Below are 18,250 nucleotides of genomic sequence, written 5' to 3' on the forward strand. Positions count from 1 at the left end.
GAAAATCGACTTATTAGACAGCCCCTCATACTTTATAAGCTTCTTTTTTTCTTTTATACAGAACAAAGATGTCGGAATGGGAATTTTTCCGAATGTCATAAAAAAGGTTTCATCGTCATACATTGGAATGAAAGATTACTATTTAGGCAATGTCTTTTTAAAGAAAAAGGCAGGTGAAAAAATGGCTGTAATTCCCACATACTGAAGAAGATGTAAAGCTATTGGCCAGATTGATGAGAGCTGAAGCAGAAGGAGACGGAGATTTAGGCATGCTTCTTGTAGGCAATGTCGGTGTCAACCGTGTCCTTGCAGATTGTTTAGACTTTAAGGATATACGCACCGTTCGCAGTATGGTGTTTCAAAGCCCCGGAGGCTTCGAAGCCACACAGAAAGGATATTTTTATCAGGCTGCAAGGCAAAATGAAATAGACTTAGCAAGAAAAGTTTTGAAAGGAAACCGCTACAGTCCTGCAGAAACTGCTTTGTGGTTTTTTAAGCCATATGGCGATTGCCCTGCTACATGGTATAACCAATATAACTCAGGACGATATAAATCCCATTGTTTTTATTTTCCTGCACAATCTGCTTGCCCAAGCGTATACAGATTTTAGGAGGTTGAACATGAGCAACAAAAAACAGAACCAACGGCAGCAGCAGGGGTATCCAGTTCCTGCAGTTACTCCTGTACAGCCAACCTATCCGTACGGATTTTACGCGCCCAGCGGGTCTGTTATCGGCGCCCCTCCCTCAGCTCAACCAAGCGGCACCAGCGGTCAAGCTGTACCCGGAATGCTTCCGCTTGAAGAATCCTATGTCGAAAACATTTTGCGCTTAAATAAAGGGAAATTGGCCACCGTATACATGACCTTTGAAAACAATCCTGAATGGCCGGCGAAAGTATTTCGCGGCGTCATTGAAGCTGCCGGAAGAGATCATCTCATTTTAAGCGACCCGCAAACAGGAAGGCGATATTTATTGCTGATGGTTTTTTTGAATTACGTCACTTTCGATGAGGAAATCGTATATACATCCCCTCAAAGTCTCGCTTCTTATCCACCAAGATAAGAAAAACGCTAGACAGAGAGAGGCCGGTAGGAATGCTGCAAGACGCTTTATAATTTCTTGAACAGCGCCCTGCCCTTGTCTAGCTTCCTTGTCAAATAGACAGAAGTCTAAGCAGGACAGAAGTCTAAGCAGCCTTGCTTCTTTAATGAAGCAAGGTTATTCAGCTTTTCTATGAGCTTTTATTTTCATTTCGATCTTACTTATATAAATAAAAGCACTTAAATTTCAAAAACGGCCAATAAAGCTTTTTTTCCCTTCGACTTAAAACGTATAATCGAGATTCAGAAAAAATTTCCGATTACCTCCCCCATTTCATCTAGGGCATTTTCCGCATCCATAGCAATAAAAAAAACCGGGCGTGAAAATTCCACGCCCAGTTTCTTCTACCAGAATTTAAATCCCGGTGAACTTGGTGCATTTTCAATGATATCGATGACCGGTACTGTATAAGCGATTACAATTAGCACAACAGACAGACCGATCCAAATTTTCCAATTTTCTAGAAGCAATGGCGTTTTTTCCGCATCTTCATGAACTTCACCAACTGGAAATTCTTCCGTTCCTTTTGGAGCAGCCACTGCCAAATTTATAACAATATAAAGAATCATCAAAATGGCAACGAATAAGATGGCTCCGCCAACCGCCATGATAGTTTGATAAGACATCCATTCCAACGCCTGCGGATGGTCTCCATATGTTGTATAAGCGGTCCGCCGAGGAGCTCCAAACAGACCAACTGTATGCATGGCTCCTGACATTAGGAACATACCGATGCACCAGAAAACGGTTTGAATGATCCCTAATTTATTTAATCGCGGTGTTAACGTTCTGCCTGTTAAATGAGGAACCAACCAATAGGAAATACCAAAAAACGTCAACGCTACAGTGGTGGCCACTGTTAAATGGAAATGTCCTGTTACCCATAAAGTGTTATGAACGACTTGGTTCATTTGGTTACTTGCATTAATGATTCCGCCTGCTCCGCCAGGAATAAAAACGAGCATTCCCATAAACGGTGCAAAAAAGCGAACATCTGTCCACGGAAGCTTTTTCACCCAGCCAAACAGTCCGCTGGCCCCTTTTTCTCTTCCGCTTATTTCAAATGTTGCAAACAAAGCGAAAGCTGTCATTAAAGATGGAACAATGACCATAAACGTCAACACAATTTGCAAAAACTTCCAAAACGGAGTGATCCCAGACTCTAGTATTTGATGATGGAAGCCGACTGGGATGGAAAAAAGAACAAACAGTACAAACGCCAGTCTTGCAAGCGAATCGCTGAAAATTTTCCCGCCTATTATTTTTGGAATGATGACGTACCAGCACATATAGGCAGGCAATAACCAGAAATACACTAATGGATGGCCGAAATACCAAAAAAGTGTTCTGCTTAACAGCACATTGATTTTATCGACTAACCCGAAGGACCAAGGAATAAACTGGAATAATACCGTTACTGCTACGCCCAATGTTGCTATGATCCATAAAATCATTGTGGCAACTGCCATAAAGCTTAATAGAGGAGACGGCTTTCCTTCATTTTTCTTTTTCCAGACAGCGTATTGGCTAAACATGCCAGCTCCGCTTACCCAGCTGCCGACTACAACAAGCGTCAGACCGATATAAAACCATGGCGATGCTTTAAGTGGTGCATAAAAAGTGTATAGAACGGTCGCTTTATTTAATAAGATCATAACCGTTGTAATCGCTGTTCCAATCGTCATAAGCCAAAAGCCGATCCAAGCCGACTTTTTGGCAAACGGAGTTAAATCACCTGTCGTCCGACTCATGGAAGCATATAAAAAACCAATGATAAAAAATGTTGTAAAAACAAGTGCCAACAAAACGCCATGAGCAGTCAAAAGCTGATAATATCCGATCCCTGCCGGAAGCTCAAGCGTTCCGCTTCTAACAAAAGCCTGCAATAACCCGGCAATCGCTCCTAAAAACAATGCAATATAACCAACTGCAATATGGGCGAGCGCCAGCTTTCCATCGTTTGGGTGAAGCGCTGTATTTTTCATGCTTTTGTCACCTCAATTTTCGTGCTCATCATTTGGTGCCCAGTACCGCAATATTCGTTGCAAATTATTAAATAGCTGCCGGGTTTATGAAATGTATGTGTAAGCGAATTCACATGTCCCGGGGTCACCATCATGTTTACATTTGTGCCAACGATTTCAAGGCCATGAACAACATCTTTGCTTGTCACGATAATATGAACTTTTGCTCCCTCCGGTATTTTTATGTCATTCGGCATAAAGGCAAAAGCTTGAGAAACTATAACAAGTTCGTATTCGTTGTCTCCAATTTTCTTTAAGCCTGGTTGATTAAACGGCTCTGTCGTGTCTACTTTTTGCGGATCCAATGTGGTCAGATCACTCGGCGGATGATGACCTTGTGCAAATGCACTGATGCCCACGATTGTTAAAAACATCACAAGCGTACCTATACCTATTAATAGCCAAACCTTTTCAAGTCTGTGCAAATGCAAGATGATCCCCCTCCTTTATAATCGTTGAATAAATAAGTAGTAAACTCCAAACCAAGAAAGTATTAAAAAAAGAGCCAGCATAAGAACGGATAAAAAAGTGCCAAATAACGAATATTCTTTCTTTTGAGCAATTTCCTGCTCTTTTTTATCGGAGATGAATTCTTTTGCCACCCATAACACCACCTTTTCTTCTTTTAAAAAAATTGTAGTTTAGCTTACGTTAGTCAATCTGTGAAAAAAATCACATTTTCCATAGTACTTTTTGACAGTATGTTGAACAAAAAAACATTGCATTCACACTGAATCTTCTATCATTAGGAAGCTAGGAGCCAAAATGAACGGGACACATTTTTGGATAAAGCTCTGGCTATGACCTTTGAATCGGTTAAGAAGGTCACCCTTTCATTTCTTTGCACAAAAAAACGCCTGTCCCGATATAGTAGACAGACGTTTATATTTACATATATTTAACTGCAGCAACAGCAAGAAGAACCCATGCAATTAAAAATGAAATGCCTCCAAGCGGCGTAATTGCACCTAACACTTTGATCTGCGTCACACTTAATATATACAGGCTTCCGGAAAACAGGAGAATACCGATGAGCATCAGCCACCCGGCCCAATTTGCATAGCCTGCCTGCGGATGCTGCTGCAAAAACAGAGCCGTGATAAAAAGGCCAATCGAATGGAACATTTGATATTGTACACCTGTTTGCCATGTCTCTAAATATTTTTGCGGAATTTTCCCTTCCAAACCATGGGCGCCGAATGCTCCTAAAGCTACAGACAAAAAAGCACCGACGGCTCCAAGAATGAAAAATATTTTCATCATCTTCACCCCTTTTTCCCTTCATCTTACCTTATCGTCCGTTTTTTTTAAATGAAGATTTTACAGATGACAAGATTTTGTTAGAAATCAAAAATAGATTCTCCATTTGCATCGTCTTCGACCAACAAACGTTCTTTCATTGTCAGCGTTTTGCTGTTTGCATTTCCGATCATTTTTTCCAGCTCTAATGGAGTTATTTCACTTTCGCTTTTTGGCTCTTGACTAGCTGAAAAATCATAATTTTCCTCTTGTTGATCCAAAATAACATCACATAAAGAACGGATGACAAGAAGCCGGGCTTTTAGATCATGAGGTGTTCCTGCTGCCTTTGCCTTTTTCAGTTCCTCCTCCATTTTTCCTATTATGCTTGAGACCGGTATATTCAACTCCTATCGCTCCTTATTGAAAGATAATGATCTTGCTTTTTTTATCATATTTGATTTTTTCCTTATTGACAAACTTGTCTGCTTCATTCACTTTTCATAACAAACTTGTTACAATAAGTAAGGAATTTTTGAGCACAAGGAGGGCCTGCAGATGGACAATCAATATTTGCAAACAATAAACGGCGATTTATGGTTAACAGAAGATGAAAGAGAAAATTTAAAAATCAGCTATAGAATCAAAGAAGTGCTTTTTTCAAAGCAATCCCCTTTTCAACATGTTATGGTATTGGATTCATATGATTTTGGCCGCATGCTAGTGCTAGATGGAGTTGTGCAAACCACTTCTATTGATGGGCATATATATAATGAAATGATTTCCCATGTCCCGCTCAATCTCCACCCAAATCCGGAAAAAGTGCTGATCATCGGCGGCGGAGACTGCGGTGTTGCCAGAGAAGTATGCAAATATGATTCAGTGAAGGAAATCGATATGGTGGAAATTGACGAGCTTGTCGTTTCCGCATGCAAGGAGCATCTGCCTGAAGTGTCAGGAAACTTAAGCGACCCGCGCGTAAATTTCTTATTTATTGACGGCGTGAAATATGTAGAAAACAAACAAAATGAATACGATGTGATCATTGTTGACTCTTCTGACCCGATTGGACCGGCAGAACAGCTGTTTTCAAAAGATTTTTATACCAACCTATATAAAGCGTTAAAAGACGATGGCCTCATGGTATGCCAAAGTCAATCGCCTGTTTTCCACTTGGATGTTTTAAAACGGTCTTATAGCCATATTCAATCTTTATTCCCGATTACAAAACTATACACAGCTGTTGTTCCTACATATCCGGGAGGACTATGGAGCTTTACAATCGGATCGAAAAAATATGAAGATGTAAAGTCGGACAATTTTTCGAAAGATACAAAATATGTAAATCAAGCCATTCTCGAAGGGTGCTTTAAGCTTCCTGAGTTTTTGCAGCAAGCATTGAAATAATGGAGCTGGCCCAAAAGTCATTGAAAGTTGGCTTTTTGGGCCTCTATTTGTTTTGACAAAAAAACATACTTTCTAGTAAAAATGCAAGCGTCAAACGAACAATAAAGAAAGAACTGTGTGCTGCAAAATAAAGTACATAATATTGCAATCAGACAAAGACGAGAATTTGCTTAAAGAAACGCAAAAAGTGAGAGGCGATGGTAAAGCACCTCTCACTTAGATAAAATCTCTTTTGCAACTGGGAATTCGCCTATGCTGGTATTCGCCAGCTACTTTCAAAAATACAAAAGCCAATGAAGAAAAACGAGCTGTTTTCTCCACTTACTTCATTTAGCGACTTTATCAGAAAGTCTAAAATATGATATGTTGCTTATTTTTCAAACAGTTTACAAATAAATGGGATGCCAATCATCAAATGGTATTTTGATAACTTGATGAAACTATTTGTGAAATATACTCACCTACTAAAACAACTAATCCCGCAAAAACTGCGGAAAAAACGGCTTGTTTCATAATAATCATTTCTCCCCCAATTGGGGAAAGACTATAGAATATTTACTATAATTATACTTTCTATACTGGGACGCCAGTTACATATTCAGATAAAATAGCCCCTACGATAGCTCCTGCAACTGCTCCACCAATTCCACCTTTAATTATTGCTCGGAAATCAGTTTTAGTTAACCAGAATTCGACTCGGACGAGTGTGCTCTTTTATTATTTTGTTGAAAGAATCTTTTTGCATACTGGAAAAAGGTTATCTTCATCTTTTGCAAATTTTTTTAATAGGTTTTCAGTAACTTCAATTGGAAAACTTTGTTTGTCTTCATCAGTGAGAGAAAGTGTTTCAATGACATACTGATGAAACTCCTGAAGATTTGGAAATTCACCAGTTTTTCTATACATTCTTTCTGTTTTACTGACTAATAAGGTTAATTTATGATACTTAGTTGCATCAATATTTAATTTTAAAAGAACATAGTCTATATCATTTTTATCAATATGTTTGTTTGTTTCAACAAGTTCAACCAATAGTTTCATTACTTTACCCAGTTTTTGTGTTAATTGATATGTTTCTTTATCAAGTCTGTTAATTTGTTCAATTTCTTCTTCAATATGTTTAATTCTATCCTCTAATTCTTTCATTCATACTTCCCCTCCCTACCTATGTGTCTTACACTGGAGCCAAAAATTCAATAGCTTCTCTAATTACGGAGGCTACAATTCTAGCTGTGGTTTTTCCTAGAGGTTTTTTTAATGCTTGATAAACAGCATCTTCTATCTTACCATAGGTTAAAATTTCCACACTTTCTAATTTTCTTAAAGCAGGTTTAACGTAAGTATGCATTAAATTTCCTACTTTAACAGCTGCGTCTTTCCCTAAAGTTTTACCTACAAAATTAGTTATGGTAGTAGTGTTATTAATCGCCCATTTTAAAGCTTTTTTAACTGCATAGCTAGGAACAGAGTTTGTTTGAACGCCGCCAGGTCTAACTGGGTCAGTTACTGTAATAGAACCTGGTCTATCTAATTGATAATTTTTAGCAAAACTATTATAGTCGAGAACTAACTTTTTTTCTCATTATTTAAAGCATCATAATCATTTTCAGTTGGTAATACAGTAGTTGGTTCATTTGTCGCAGCACTTGTTTTATTACCTTCAAATCCTACGAATGTTGTTAATAGTATTGCTGAAGAACTTAAGATTAAGATACCTTTTTTAACATATTTTTCCTCCTTGTAATAAATAAAATTGTTAGGAATGATCGTACTTTGTCAAATCCTCTACTCCGCAAAGAACAAAGCGATGCTTTTGTAGTCTTGAGATATTGGTCATTTGCTTCGAACCTCCTTTCTATTTGAAAGACGTTTTACAAGTCTATATTGCTTCAATATTTCCTAAAAAATCCTTTTATGCGCAAATATGACAGATTCCAATGCAATGACGAGTGTGCACAAATCTATTCTTGAAGAAAAACCGAGGCAGAAAGTGCGCCCCGTCATATTAAAGGCAATCGGTCGTTCCGCAGATTTTCTTTTCGAGGGCTTTCGAAAGTCCAAACGGAGTTGGAATTGTGGCCATGGAACACAATCTATTGAAAGCGTCCGGAAAATCATTCACTTTCAACAGAATCTCCAAAAAAATAAAAAGACGGATGAAGAAAAACTTTATGATGTTTCTTCATCCGTTTTATTTTTGGATAGTCCCTTTTTCATGTTTCCACTTATCACGCAAACGGCAGGCAGCAATTAAATGTCATTATCGCTGATGCACCAGTCAATTTCTTCTGATCCGATGGACTTTAAAAATTGATTTGCTTTAGAAAAAGGCCTGCTGCCAAAAAAGCCTCTGTTTGCCGAAAATGGCGATGGATGCGGCGACTCAATGACAAAATGCTTATTCATGTTAATCATTTCTTTTTTCGCCTGTGCATGCCTTCCCCATAAAATAAAGACGACTGGACGCTCTCGCTCGTTTAAACAGCTAATCACTCGATCGGTAAATTGTTCCCATCCTTTTCCTTTATGAGAATTGGCTAGTCCCTGCCTTACCGTCAGCACAGTGTTCAATAATAGAACACCTTGCTTCGCCCATTTGACAAGATGACCGTGGTTTGGAGGCTTGCAGCCGAGATCGTTCTCAAGCTCGATGAAAATATTTTTCAGAGACGGCGGCTGAGCAATCCCCGGCTTTACGGAAAAGCTTAATCCATGTGCTTGATTTGGCCCATGATACGGATCTTGGCCTAAAATGACAACCTTTACTTCTTCATAAGGCGTGTAATGCAAAGCATTAAAAATGTCGTACATATCCGGATAAATCGTATGATGGGCATATTCCTGCTTCAAAAATTCCCGCAGCTCTTTGTAGTATGGCTTTTCAAACTCTTCTTTCAACAGTCCCCACCAATCATTTTTTAAAATCTGCTTCAACGTTTGCCACCCTCTTAGCTTCTACTGATCTATCACTATTTTTAATGTTATGATGATTCGGCTTTTTTTGTCAAAGGGTGACAGCTGTCGCTAATATTTTGCAAAATGTTCCACATGAAACATTAAGGCTTTCGACAGAAGCAAGAGGGCAAAAATCGCAGTAAAGACTGAAATATCAACTTTTTTGCCGTTCCCATTTTAAAGTGAGAAGCTTGGTGCCCTAAATGTACGAAAAACATTTGATGCATTTTTATCACGTTTAAACACGCCGGAATGCTCCAAGATAACGCAAATGTTCTGACGATTCTATTGATTTTCGTCTGTTAGAAACTCGCAGGTAAACGGAATATCCATTCATTTTTAACAATTACCGAATAGCCAAATGAGACAAAGCTCGTCATTGAAAAAATGCTGAAACAGACGGACAAGGCCTACGACATCAAAGGTGCTGCCCCCCTCGATGCTTTAATGTGGCAGACGCCCATAAGGAAGGCATTTTAGGCGAGGGTCATGATCCTGAGGCACACCTCATCCCAATCATTTGCTAGAAGAGGTTTCGAGCTTGATGTCGATACACAAGACGGAAATAATTTTTTTGCTTACTCCTTTATTCAAGTTCACAAAAAAATTATTTATGTTTCTTTTTGATTACAAATTTTTTCGTAATTGCAGCTTTTTTTGAATAGTTCTTTGCATAAGCACATAATTTTATAAAGAGAATGAACAGAAAGGACAGGTTTAAAAACATATGAGCATAAAGAAAATCTATATAGGTATCGCATTTATTTCTTGTTTCTTTTTTATTCTTTCATCACCAGTTGCAGCTGAACAAAAGATTGATGGTCAGCTGATCATAATAAACAAGAGCGTAAATAAACTGGCATTTTTTGAAGACGGAATTCTTCAAAGAGTATTTCATGTCGCAACAGGAAAATATGCTCAGCTAACTCCAGAAGGCATTTTCCCCATTGTCACAAAAATTAAAAACCGCCCTTATTTTAAAGAAAAGATTCCAGGAGGAGACCCGAGAAATCCATTGGGTGATCGCTGGCTTGGTCTTGATGCTTTGGGATATTATGGAAATAATTTTGCCATTCACGGCAATAATAATCCAAGATCGATTGGAACGTATGCAAGCAGCGGATGTGTCCGCATGCATAACGCCGAAATTCGCTGGCTCTTTGAAAAAGTTGAGCTGCATACGCCAGTCATTATTCTCAAATCCAATAAAAGCTTTGACGTTATTGCAAAAGAGCACGGATATTATACTGAACAAGGGGTTCCTGTCACTATTCGGAATGGAAGAGTGCTGTTTGAAAGGGAACAGTTAACGAAATCACCCGAAAATATGTATTCACCGCAGGGAGCTTTTGCTAAACAATAAACCATGGGGCGGAGACGGAGCAAGCAGCTGAATTACTCCGTTCCACTCAAAAGGTTTGCTGAATTAGACGAAATCGGGAAAGTATTGAGCATTTAGTCTCTCCGTTCCATGCGAAGCCAGTTGCAACATCGGGGTGATCACGCTTCTTCTTGATGTTTCATAAAATCAACAGTTGCGATGATGCCTTGTTCGTAAGGAGTTTTTGGCAGCGGCCCGATTCTTTTTTCAAATTTTTCACCCGATAATACGACAGGCTCTTCGACTAAGTACATCATTTCAACCATTTCCTTCATCATCGGGCTGAATAACCCTAAAAAATAAATCATCGATTTCGTGACAACACTTACTTTCTTTTCATATTGAAGCTTTTCCCTCAAGATTTGAATAATTTCCCGTCCGGAAATAACTCCCGCCCCCGGTATATTCCAGTGCTCATGATAGGTATCGTCCCTTAATGCAAGCTCAACTAAAGCTTTGGCACCGTCCGGCAAAAAAATATATTCCCTCGGTATATTTAAATCCCCGATAAATTGAGATCGTTTATTTTGGACAACTTTTTTTAACGTATGATGCAACAATGTTTTTTCCCCACATGGACCGTAAAAATCGGGGAAGTGAGCGATCAAGTAGTCTACTCCACTCTTTTCCACCATTTCAGCAAGCCGCAATCGTATTTTTCCTTTTTTAGTATGAGGATTTTTCGGATCAGTCTCGGACATTGTTTTTCCATTTGACCGTCCATATGCATAAATATTATCAACGACAACAAGCTTAGCTTTTTCTTTTTTTGCTGCCGCCAGCACATTTTCCATGATGATCAGTAGATCTCTCTCCCACTGCGGATACGGTATGTTAATGGCATGGAAAATCCATTCCGCACCTTCGCATGCTTGCAAGATGCTGGATCGATGGAGGGCATCTCCAGCGACAATGCTGATGCGACTGTTCAAACGGTGAAACATTTTTTTCATTTTTTCTGTATTGCGGGCTACGGCGACAACCTCAATATTCTCTCTATTCAGCAATTCATGAACTAAATTGTAGCCCATTCCGCCTGATGCACCTAAAATAACCGCTTTTTTCATCCTTTTTACCTCCGATCTTAAAATTAACCATTGGTCAATAATATGCAAAAAAGTAAATAAGCTTAAGTGCTTATTACTTTTTTTAATTTAAAAATCCTTTGATTAAAAAAGCAACATATTGTTCAGCAAGTCCTTCCATATCTTTATACTCAGCATCGGTCTGTACATATTTCGTTACAAAACCGCTTACTGCAAGAAACAAACACCAAATGACTGTTGGATTTGCTTTATCGGGAGCAAACTGAAAAATAGCCTGCGCAAAACGTTCATATGACTTATTCGGCTCTTGCTCCATCAGCATATCAAGCTCGAGATTTTGTGTTAAAAACATCAGCTTATAATGACTTTTATATGTCAGCCCGAATTCAATAAACTTTAACAAGATCGTTTTTACAGCTTCTTCTTTAGAAGAATACGAGGCTTGCAGCACTTTTTCTAACAGCCCGTCTAAAAATTGAAAATCCGTCTGCACAATTTTATAAAAAAGCTCTGCTTTATTTTGAAAATGATAATAAAGCGCTCCATGTGTGCAGTGCAATTCTTTGGCGATTTCCCGCATGGAAACATGTTCATATCCTTTTATGACAAAAAGCTCTCTAGCAGCATTCATAATTGCCTCTTTCGTTAATTCAGTGTCTTTTTTTCTAGGAGCCAATTGTTCCATTCCTTTCTTAACAACAACAAGCGTGCCTCTGATTTTGGCGTGTTGGCATTTAGCTGCATTCTTATTTATTAACCGATGGTTAATTATATTTTAATCCTTTTTTTGTTTTTAAGCAAATGTTTTTCTCTTCTTATGGTACAAACTGCTATAATGTTGTTATAAAATCTTTACAGCTGGATGGAGGTAACAAAATGACAATGAAAAAAGCCTTGACGATCGCAGGTTCCGATTCCAGCGGTGGAGCAGGTTTACAAGCGGACTTAAAAACGTTCCAAGAATACGGAGTTTATGGAATGACTGCGGTCACTACAATTGTAGCAATGGATCCTCATAACGGATGGCAGCATCAAGTATTCCCTATTGAAATCGATACCATAAAGGCCCAGCTCGCAACGATTATAGAGGGAGTCGGTGTAGATGCCATGAAAACCGGAATGCTCCCGACAGCAGAAATTGTCGAGCTGGCAGCAGATACAATTAAAAAATATAATTTAAAAAACACGGTCATCGATCCTGTCATGGTATGCAAAGGGGCAGATGAAGTGCTTTATCCCGACCATGCGGAAGCGATTCGCAATTCTCTGACAAAAGTCGCGACGGTTATTACTCCAAATCTCTTTGAAGCAGGGCAATTGAGCGGGTTAGGTACTATTCAAACGGTCGATCAAATGAAAGAAGCAGCTGCCATTATTCATGATCTTGGTGCAAAATATGTTTTGGTGAAAGGCGGCGGAAAGCTTGAACATAAATATGCTGTTGATGTTTTATATGACGGAAAGGATTTTGAAATCCTAGAAGGCGAACGAATCGACACAACCTATACACATGGTGCTGGGTGCACATATTCAAGCGCGATTACAGCTGAACTAGCAAATGGCAAAACGGTTAAAGAAGCCGTTTATTCCGCCAAAAAGTTTATTACAGCAGCCATCCGCCATTCCTTTCCTTTAAATCAATATGTCGGCCCAACTTGTCATGCCGCATTAAGATTATACGAATAAATAATAGAGCCGAATCGATTAGCTCACGACCATTGTGGCTGTTCGTTCGGCTCTTTTCATGTTAATAATCCATATTTTTAACTTTTTGCTTTACTTCCTCAATATTTCTCATTTTATTTTCCCAGCACAATTCGCTCAGATCAACAGGGTATTCGGCAGGATTTAAAATGCGTTTATATTCATCCCATAACAGCTCCAAATTTTCTTTTACATATGACCGGATTTCTTCCAATGAAGGACATTCATACGTAAGCTCGCCATCTACAAAAATATCGTGATGCAAATCCTTTGCCGTAAAATCGGTTACATATTTTTTGATAAATGTATGGACAGGATGGAACATTTTCAGCCGCTTTTCTTTTTGCGGCTGTTCAAAATGTAATGTAATATAATCTCCTTCAGCCCTCTTATCCTTGTTGTTGATAATTCGATATACATTTTTCAAGCCTGGTGTTGTCACTTTTTCCGGGTTTGATGAAATTTTTATTGTATCGACTAATTTGCCGTCGTCCCCTTCAATGGCAACCAATTTGTACACAGCTCCCAATGCAGGCTGGTCGTAGGCGGTAATCAGCTTCGTTCCAATTCCCCACACATCGATTTTCGCTCCTTCAGCTTTTAAATTGACAATCGTATGTTCATCAAGATCGCTCGAAGCTATAATTTTTGCGTTATGGAAACCAGCATCATCAAGCATTTTTCTCGCTTTTTTGGACAGATAAGCCAAATCCCCGCTGTCAAGGCGAATACCGATAAAATTAATTTTATCGCCAAATTCTTTTGCAACCCGAATGGCATTCGGAACACCGGAGCGAAGCGTATCATATGTATCCACCAAAAAAACGCAGTCTTTATGAGTACTTGCATATTTACAAAATGCAACATATTCATCACGATACGTTTGAACAAATGCATGTGCATGGGTTCCGGAAACAGGAATTCCGAAAATCTTCCCTGCTCGGACATTGCTTGTCCCATCAAAGCCGGCAATATAAGCTGCACGGGTTCCCCAAATAGCTGCATCCATCTCATGGGCTCTTCTTGTTCCAAATTCAAGCGCTGATTCATTTCCAATAATTTGTTTAATTCTTGAAGCCTTTGTTGCGATAAGCGTTTGATAGTTCACAATATTTAAAAGAGCTGTTTCAATAAGCTGCGCTTCCCCTAGAGGGGCTTCCACACGTAAAATCGGTTCATTTCCAAATACAAGCTCTCCTTCTTTCATGGACCGAATCGTGCCGGTAAAACGAAGGTTCTCCAAGTAACGGATAAAATCTTCTTTGTAATTCAGCTCTTCCCTTAAATAAGCAAGGTCCTCTTCTGTGAAGCGGAAATTTTGTATATAATCAATAATTCGTTCCAGGCCGGCAAAAACAGCGTAACCGCTCCCAAAAGGAAGTCTTCTAAAAAACAACTCAAAAACTGCCTTTTTTTGGTGGATGTCATCCCTCCAATACGATTCGACCATGTTGATTTGGTATAAATCGGTATGGAGCGTCAAACTATCATCATTATACATTTTCATCATCATGAAACCCCCATAATATTTAATCGCTGTCTGTTCCATACGGAATGTTGAAATGTCCAAGAGGCCCATTTGTGTCTAGCGGTGATGACAGATGGATGAAGCCTGTTCAGCAAAAATTTGAAACCTTTCAGAGCAGGCATCCCCTTCAAGCTTCCTTGCAATCTATCAGATCTTTCTAACGGGCTTAATCGTTGAAACAAATCTCAAGGACGAATCTCCATTATATTATGAAAGCACTAACCGTATTGTACTCCTTTCTATACCGTCATTCAATATTTGCCAAAATTAGTGTCCATTTTAAAAGCCGAAATTACCTAATCCTGCTTCTTTTACTATAAGAGGGTTATTTTGGCAAATTTGTCAAATAATCGGGATAATCCGTAATAATTCCATCGACATTCATGGCCATCAAATGTTGAATATCGTGTATATCTCTAGCTGTATAAGGCATAATTTTCATGCCGCTCTGATGAATCATATAAACTAATTTAGGGGTTACAAGCGCTTTATTCGGATTGATATATGTCGCAAATGCTGCATATTGCTGTAAATGCTCCTCCGTAATAGCGCCATGTCTATATCCGATGAGCACTCCAAGAGAAATCGACGGCAAGACACTGTGGAATTCCTGTAAAAAAGCGGTATCAAAGGATTGAACGACCACATTCAGTTGCTGATCCCCTTTTTCGATCAGTTCTTTTGCCAACCTCTCTACAATGCCGAACTGCTTTTTCGGTTCTTTAACTTCTATTAAAAAATTGATCTTCCCCCTGTATTTCTTAAGGACATCGCATAAAAGGGGTATTTTTTCTCCGGAAAATTTTCGATGAAACCAGGCTCCAGCATCAAATTGTTTTAGTTCTTCATATGTGAAATTTTTAACTAAACCTGACCCGTTTGTTGTACGATCAATCGTTTCATCATGAATAACGGCGAGCAACCCGTCTTTCGTCATCCGTACATCCAATTCTAAATAATCCGCCTTCATGTCAATAGCGAGATCAAAGGCTGCAAATGTGTTTTCCGGAGCATATCCAGATGCTCCCCGGTGTGCGACGGCAATTGTTTTGTTAGGCTCTTTTTGAAAATGAAATATTTTATAAAAAAAGCGGTGAACATAATAACGAACATAATCAAGCATGCATAACCATCCCCGTTTTTTTTGGATTTATACTAAATAATAATCACTTACATTAATTTATAACATTTTTTTTACAATTTTATTTTTCTTTTGCAGGATATTTCGTTTTGGAATAGAATAGTATTTAGAATATAAAAAAATTTTTAATTAGCGCATCTTACAACACACCATTGTTTCCAGCCTGCACCTCATGATGAGAAGTTTTGGCCAAATCTCCTCTTCATAACACCCATTTCGCTTTTGTCCCGGATTATGTCCTATGCAAAAAATCTTAAGTTCAAGGAGAGTGATGGAATGATTAGAAAAGACGTGATGACAAAAACATGGGGAAATAAAGAAATTGTGACAAGTCCGTTTTATGGTGTCATAAAAAAAATTATGACCGAAGCAAAAAACCGGATTTATGAATGGGAACCGTTGTTTACCATTCAAACGGATGAGGGTACTCTTGTCCAAATCAGCGTCGGTATTGGAGGAATCATTGACAAGCTGTTCGTCAAAGAGGGAGATCGGGTTATTCCTGGAGCAGTCTTAGCATACATTGATGAAGATTTAATAGTCACTGGCAGCGATTAAGAATTAGGACCCCTAAGAAGAAAAAAGGGGTCCAGTAATAGCTACTTGTATTGAGCAACAACAATTTTTCTCAATCGGTTATTTAACGACTTAAGCATCCAATCCCGAAAGATCTCCTGTTTTTCTTCCAATGTTAAATAATACTCGGCGCCAGCTCTCCCCTTTGCAAGATCCGTTATATGTTTAATTGACAAGGCAGCAGCAACGGAAATGTTTAAGCTTTGCACAAATCCTTTCATAGGAATTACAAACGTTCTGTCAGCCATGTCAACCGCCTCTTTTGAAACACCGCTATGTTCATTTCCAAAAACAAGGACAGTCGGTCTGCTTACATCAAGCTTTTCAAGAGGAACAGCCTGTTCACTCAAATGGCTAACATATATTTGATATCCTTTCTTTTTTAATTGACTGATGGCTGCACTAATATCTGATTGATAATCAATTGTCAGCCATTTGTCTGCACTTTTCGTCACCAATTCATTAGGGGCAAAAGGCGCTCTTCCGGTGACAACCGTTACATTCTGCACGCCAAAAGCTTCGGCAGAACGAAGAACAGCCGCTTGATTATGGCCGTCATCCACCGCTTCCAACAATATGGATACGTAACGAGTCCGTTCCTTCAATACCTCATATAAACGATTCAGCCTTTCCGGCACAATCATATCAAGAATTTGGCGATCCTCATCATTTACAATCTTCTCTTTCAGCAATAATTCCACAATATTATTTTCTTTATTAACATTCACATCCCTTTACCTCCTTGAAAGCACGTGCGGGCAAGAAGATCGAACGTTCTCATTTATTATACGTCTTCTCCAAAAAAAATCTACCTCCTATAGCTGGAAACGTTATAGATCAGGTTAAATATAAACAGTTTATCCACATTATCTTTGTACTGTTTCGTTCGTACTCATTGGGCAAAAACAACAAAGTATAAACATTTGTTTTTTTAAAAGAAGAAAATTTCCGCAAAGCTTCTTTGTATATATCAACGGATATTCACAGGAAATCCCCCTACTATAAACAGCTTTTACACATATTTTATCCACATATCCACATTAGCTATCCACATTTCGTATTGGCACATTTGTTCCCTACTACATATATGATTAAATAATTCACATTTGTTGATAAACTTATCCACTTATGCACAGTTTACAAACAGAAAACACTCAATTGCTTGTTTTGAACAAAAAAATCCCGAAAAGAGGTCTCGTAACCTTTTTTCGGGACGCTTATGTTAATAGTGATGTTGATGGCCCAAGGACATAACCCATATAGACCCTGCAACAATGACAATTGCGATATAGATCCCGTAATAAATCATTGTTGCCTGCCAAGAACCGCTTTCTCCTTCTTTCATATGCATGAACAGCAAAAGCTGAATAAACGCTTGGCAAAATGCTAAAACGACAATTAACGTAATAATCGTATTTGTTGGCAGATCGGTTGAAAATGTAATCCACACCGCCAATAACGTCAATATTATGGACAACAAAAACCCGAAGACATGCTTCCAAGGAAATCCTTTTTCGTTTTGTGCCAAGTTAACTCACCATCCCTGTCAAATAGACGAGTGTGAAGAGGAAAATCCAAACGACATCAAGGAAATGCCAATATAGACTTGAAATAAACACTTTTCTTGCCGTATCCGCGTTAAGACCTCTTTTCAGCACCTGCAAAATGATAATCAAAATCCAAAATATCCCGATCGTGACATGAAGCCCGTGCGTTCCAACAAGAGTGAAGAAGGATGAAAGGAACGCGCTTGTTTGCATTGTTGCACCTTCATGGACAGCATACAAAATAAACTCTTCTATTTCAAAGTACAAAAAACCGATTCCCAACAATATCGTAACAATCAGCCAGCCGATCATACCGGCTTGCTTGCCTCTTCGCATTTCATAAACGGCAAGACCGCAAGTGAAGCTGCTTGTAAGCAGAAGAAAAGTTTCAATCAAAACTGTTTTCAACTCATACAATTCCTCGGGACCTGGTCCGCCCGCTGTTCTGGAGACGAGCACAAGATACGTAGCAAAGAGGGTGGCAAACAGGGCAAGCTCTGCCCCGAGAAAAATCCAAAAACCTAAAATATTTAATTGATTTTGTTTCGTTGAATACTCAAGTGGAAGATTCGATTGTTTTGGAGCAATTTCCGACATG

At 38.8% G+C, this 18,250-nt stretch carries 21 protein-coding genes; 6 read left to right on the top strand and 15 right to left on the bottom strand.

Translation table 11 applies throughout. The annotated features are described in order from the left end of the window. The first annotated feature begins 233 nt into the window (after positions 1-233). On the top strand, positions 234-611 hold the full coding sequence (locus FB379_RS06920; RefSeq protein ID WP_144597646.1) for a cell wall hydrolase: 378 nt from the start codon (positions 234-236) through the stop codon (positions 609-611). Positions 612-621: 10 nt separating this feature from the next. Continuing rightward, entirely contained in the window at positions 622-1,065 is a 444-nt protein-coding gene (gene gerQ, locus FB379_RS06925) for a spore coat protein GerQ (RefSeq protein WP_063389060.1), read from the top strand. A gap of 383 nt (positions 1,066-1,448) precedes the next feature. On the opposite strand, the gene FB379_RS06930 is transcribed toward gerQ, so the two are convergent. From FB379_RS06930 to FB379_RS06950, 5 genes are all read right to left on the bottom strand, one after another. Beyond that, positions 1,449-3,089, bottom strand: coding sequence for a b(o/a)3-type cytochrome-c oxidase subunit 1 (locus FB379_RS06930; RefSeq protein WP_063389061.1), 1,641 nt, complete (start codon positions 3,087-3,089; stop codon positions 1,449-1,451). Beyond that, complete coding sequence (locus FB379_RS06935; RefSeq protein ID WP_063389062.1) at positions 3,086-3,559, bottom strand: cytochrome c oxidase subunit II; 474 nt, start codon at positions 3,557-3,559, stop codon at positions 3,086-3,088. Before FB379_RS06935 ends, FB379_RS06930 begins: the two co-directional genes overlap by 4 nt. A 15-nt stretch (positions 3,560-3,574) precedes the next feature. Further along, positions 3,575-3,730 (bottom strand): cytochrome c oxidase subunit 2A, encoded by a 156-nt coding sequence (locus FB379_RS06940; RefSeq protein WP_117016867.1) that lies wholly within the window; start codon positions 3,728-3,730, stop codon positions 3,575-3,577. A 286-nt stretch (positions 3,731-4,016) separates the two neighbouring features. After that, positions 4,017-4,388, bottom strand: a complete 372-nt coding sequence (locus FB379_RS06945; protein ID WP_144597604.1) for a DUF423 domain-containing protein — start codon at positions 4,386-4,388, stop codon at positions 4,017-4,019. Between the two features lie 80 nt (positions 4,389-4,468). Beyond that, positions 4,469-4,774: a YwdI family protein gene (locus tag FB379_RS06950; RefSeq protein ID WP_144597606.1), complete on the bottom strand. Its 306-nt coding sequence runs from the start codon at positions 4,772-4,774 to the stop codon at positions 4,469-4,471. A gap of 151 nt (positions 4,775-4,925) precedes the next feature. Between FB379_RS06950 and speE the strand changes: the two genes are divergently transcribed. Next, complete coding sequence (gene speE, locus FB379_RS06955) at positions 4,926-5,774, top strand: polyamine aminopropyltransferase (protein ID WP_094244739.1); 849 nt, start codon at positions 4,926-4,928, stop codon at positions 5,772-5,774. 717 nt (positions 5,775-6,491) lie between these two features. Here speE and FB379_RS06960 read toward each other — a convergent pair. The 3 genes from FB379_RS06960 to FB379_RS06965 form a co-directional block, all read right to left on the bottom strand. Then, positions 6,492-6,920: a hypothetical protein gene (locus tag FB379_RS06960; protein WP_063389066.1), complete on the bottom strand. Its 429-nt coding sequence runs from the start codon at positions 6,918-6,920 to the stop codon at positions 6,492-6,494. Between the two features lie 28 nt (positions 6,921-6,948). Further along, positions 6,949-7,122 (bottom strand): hypothetical protein, encoded by a 174-nt coding sequence (locus tag FB379_RS18445; RefSeq protein WP_158640171.1) that lies wholly within the window; start codon positions 7,120-7,122, stop codon positions 6,949-6,951. A gap of 902 nt (positions 7,123-8,024) precedes the next feature. After that, positions 8,025-8,708 (bottom strand): uracil-DNA glycosylase, encoded by a 684-nt coding sequence (locus tag FB379_RS06965; protein WP_063389069.1) that lies wholly within the window; start codon positions 8,706-8,708, stop codon positions 8,025-8,027. A gap of 748 nt (positions 8,709-9,456) precedes the next feature. Here FB379_RS06965 and FB379_RS06970 point away from each other — a divergent pair. Continuing rightward, a complete protein-coding gene (locus tag FB379_RS06970; RefSeq protein ID WP_063389070.1) occupies positions 9,457-10,092 on the top strand; it encodes a L,D-transpeptidase in 636 nt (211 codons plus the stop codon). Positions 10,093-10,229: 137 nt separating this feature from the next. Here FB379_RS06970 and FB379_RS06975 read toward each other — a convergent pair whose 3' ends face one another. Further along, positions 10,230-11,177, bottom strand: a complete 948-nt coding sequence (locus FB379_RS06975; protein ID WP_066251363.1) for an SDR family NAD(P)-dependent oxidoreductase — start codon at positions 11,175-11,177, stop codon at positions 10,230-10,232. 82 nt (positions 11,178-11,259) lie between these two features. Continuing rightward, positions 11,260-11,832: a TetR/AcrR family transcriptional regulator gene (locus FB379_RS06980; RefSeq protein WP_066251367.1), complete on the bottom strand. Its 573-nt coding sequence runs from the start codon at positions 11,830-11,832 to the stop codon at positions 11,260-11,262. A 200-nt stretch (positions 11,833-12,032) separates the two neighbouring features. On the opposite strand from FB379_RS06980, the gene FB379_RS06985 reads away from it, so the two are divergent. Continuing rightward, positions 12,033-12,842, top strand: a complete 810-nt coding sequence (locus FB379_RS06985; RefSeq protein ID WP_066251370.1) for a bifunctional hydroxymethylpyrimidine kinase/phosphomethylpyrimidine kinase — start codon at positions 12,033-12,035, stop codon at positions 12,840-12,842. A gap of 61 nt (positions 12,843-12,903) precedes the next feature. Here the strand turns inward: FB379_RS06985 and FB379_RS06990 are convergent, their stop codons facing one another. Both FB379_RS06990 and FB379_RS06995 read right to left on the bottom strand, forming a co-directional pair. Beyond that, positions 12,904-14,370: a nicotinate phosphoribosyltransferase gene (locus FB379_RS06990; RefSeq protein ID WP_144597608.1), complete on the bottom strand. Its 1,467-nt coding sequence runs from the start codon at positions 14,368-14,370 to the stop codon at positions 12,904-12,906. A 343-nt stretch (positions 14,371-14,713) separates the two neighbouring features. Beyond that, entirely contained in the window at positions 14,714-15,511 is a 798-nt protein-coding gene (locus FB379_RS06995) for a glycerophosphodiester phosphodiesterase (protein ID WP_242009305.1), read from the bottom strand. Positions 15,512-15,805: 294 nt separating this feature from the next. Between FB379_RS06995 and FB379_RS07000 the strand changes: the two genes are divergently transcribed. Next, positions 15,806-16,087, top strand: coding sequence for a biotin/lipoyl attachment domain-containing protein (locus FB379_RS07000; protein ID WP_235600486.1), 282 nt, complete (start codon positions 15,806-15,808; stop codon positions 16,085-16,087). A gap of 41 nt (positions 16,088-16,128) precedes the next feature. On the opposite strand, the gene FB379_RS07005 is transcribed toward FB379_RS07000, so the two are convergent. The 3 genes from FB379_RS07005 to qoxC form a co-directional block, all read right to left on the bottom strand. Beyond that, positions 16,129-16,833, bottom strand: coding sequence for a TrmH family RNA methyltransferase (locus FB379_RS07005; RefSeq protein WP_240326741.1), 705 nt, complete (start codon positions 16,831-16,833; stop codon positions 16,129-16,131). A 494-nt stretch (positions 16,834-17,327) separates the two neighbouring features. Continuing rightward, positions 17,328-17,633 carry a cytochrome aa3 quinol oxidase subunit IV gene (qoxD, locus tag FB379_RS07010; protein ID WP_063389077.1) on the bottom strand — a complete coding sequence of 102 codons (306 nt, stop codon included), beginning with the start codon at positions 17,631-17,633 and terminating at the stop codon, positions 17,328-17,330. A gap of 1 nt (position 17,634) precedes the next feature. After that, positions 17,635-18,249 carry a cytochrome aa3 quinol oxidase subunit III gene (gene qoxC, locus FB379_RS07015; protein WP_144597610.1) on the bottom strand — a complete coding sequence of 205 codons (615 nt, stop codon included), beginning with the start codon at positions 18,247-18,249 and terminating at the stop codon, positions 17,635-17,637. Position 18,250: the final 1 nt, after the last annotated feature.

Origin of the sequence: Aeribacillus composti (assembly GCF_007827555.1) — a bacterium.
Classification (GTDB): Bacteria; Bacillota; Bacilli; order Bacillales; family Aeribacillaceae; genus Aeribacillus; species Aeribacillus composti.

Excerpts from the sequence above, each read along its gene's own strand:
- FB379_RS18445 (WP_158640171.1), bottom strand. The coding sequence starts at position 7,122 with ATGCATACTTACGTTAAACCTGCTTTAAGAAAATTAGAAAGTGTGGAA.
- FB379_RS06970 (WP_063389070.1), top strand. The coding sequence starts at position 9,457 with ATGAGCATAAAGAAAATCTATATAGGTATCGCATTTATTTCTTGTTTC.
- FB379_RS06995 (WP_242009305.1), bottom strand. The coding sequence starts at position 15,511 with ATGCTTGATTATGTTCGTTATTATGTTCACCGCTTTTTTTATAAAATA.
- gerQ (WP_063389060.1), top strand. The coding sequence starts at position 622 with ATGAGCAACAAAAAACAGAACCAACGGCAGCAGCAGGGGTATCCAGTT.
- FB379_RS06930 (WP_063389061.1), bottom strand. The coding sequence starts at position 3,089 with ATGAAAAATACAGCGCTTCACCCAAACGATGGAAAGCTGGCGCTCGCC.
- FB379_RS06985 (WP_066251370.1), top strand. The coding sequence starts at position 12,033 with ATGACAATGAAAAAAGCCTTGACGATCGCAGGTTCCGATTCCAGCGGT.
- speE (WP_094244739.1), top strand. The coding sequence starts at position 4,926 with ATGGACAATCAATATTTGCAAACAATAAACGGCGATTTATGGTTAACA.
- qoxC (WP_144597610.1), bottom strand. The coding sequence starts at position 18,249 with ATGTCGGAAATTGCTCCAAAACAATCGAATCTTCCACTTGAGTATTCA.
- FB379_RS06990 (WP_144597608.1), bottom strand. The coding sequence starts at position 14,370 with ATGATGAAAATGTATAATGATGATAGTTTGACGCTCCATACCGATTTA.
- FB379_RS06920 (WP_144597646.1), top strand. The coding sequence starts at position 234 with ATGAGAGCTGAAGCAGAAGGAGACGGAGATTTAGGCATGCTTCTTGTA.
- FB379_RS06975 (WP_066251363.1), bottom strand. The coding sequence starts at position 11,177 with ATGAAAAAAGCGGTTATTTTAGGTGCATCAGGCGGAATGGGCTACAAT.
- FB379_RS06960 (WP_063389066.1), bottom strand. The coding sequence starts at position 6,920 with ATGAAAGAATTAGAGGATAGAATTAAACATATTGAAGAAGAAATTGAA.
- FB379_RS07000 (WP_235600486.1), top strand. The coding sequence starts at position 15,806 with ATGATTAGAAAAGACGTGATGACAAAAACATGGGGAAATAAAGAAATT.
- FB379_RS06945 (WP_144597604.1), bottom strand. The coding sequence starts at position 4,388 with ATGAAAATATTTTTCATTCTTGGAGCCGTCGGTGCTTTTTTGTCTGTA.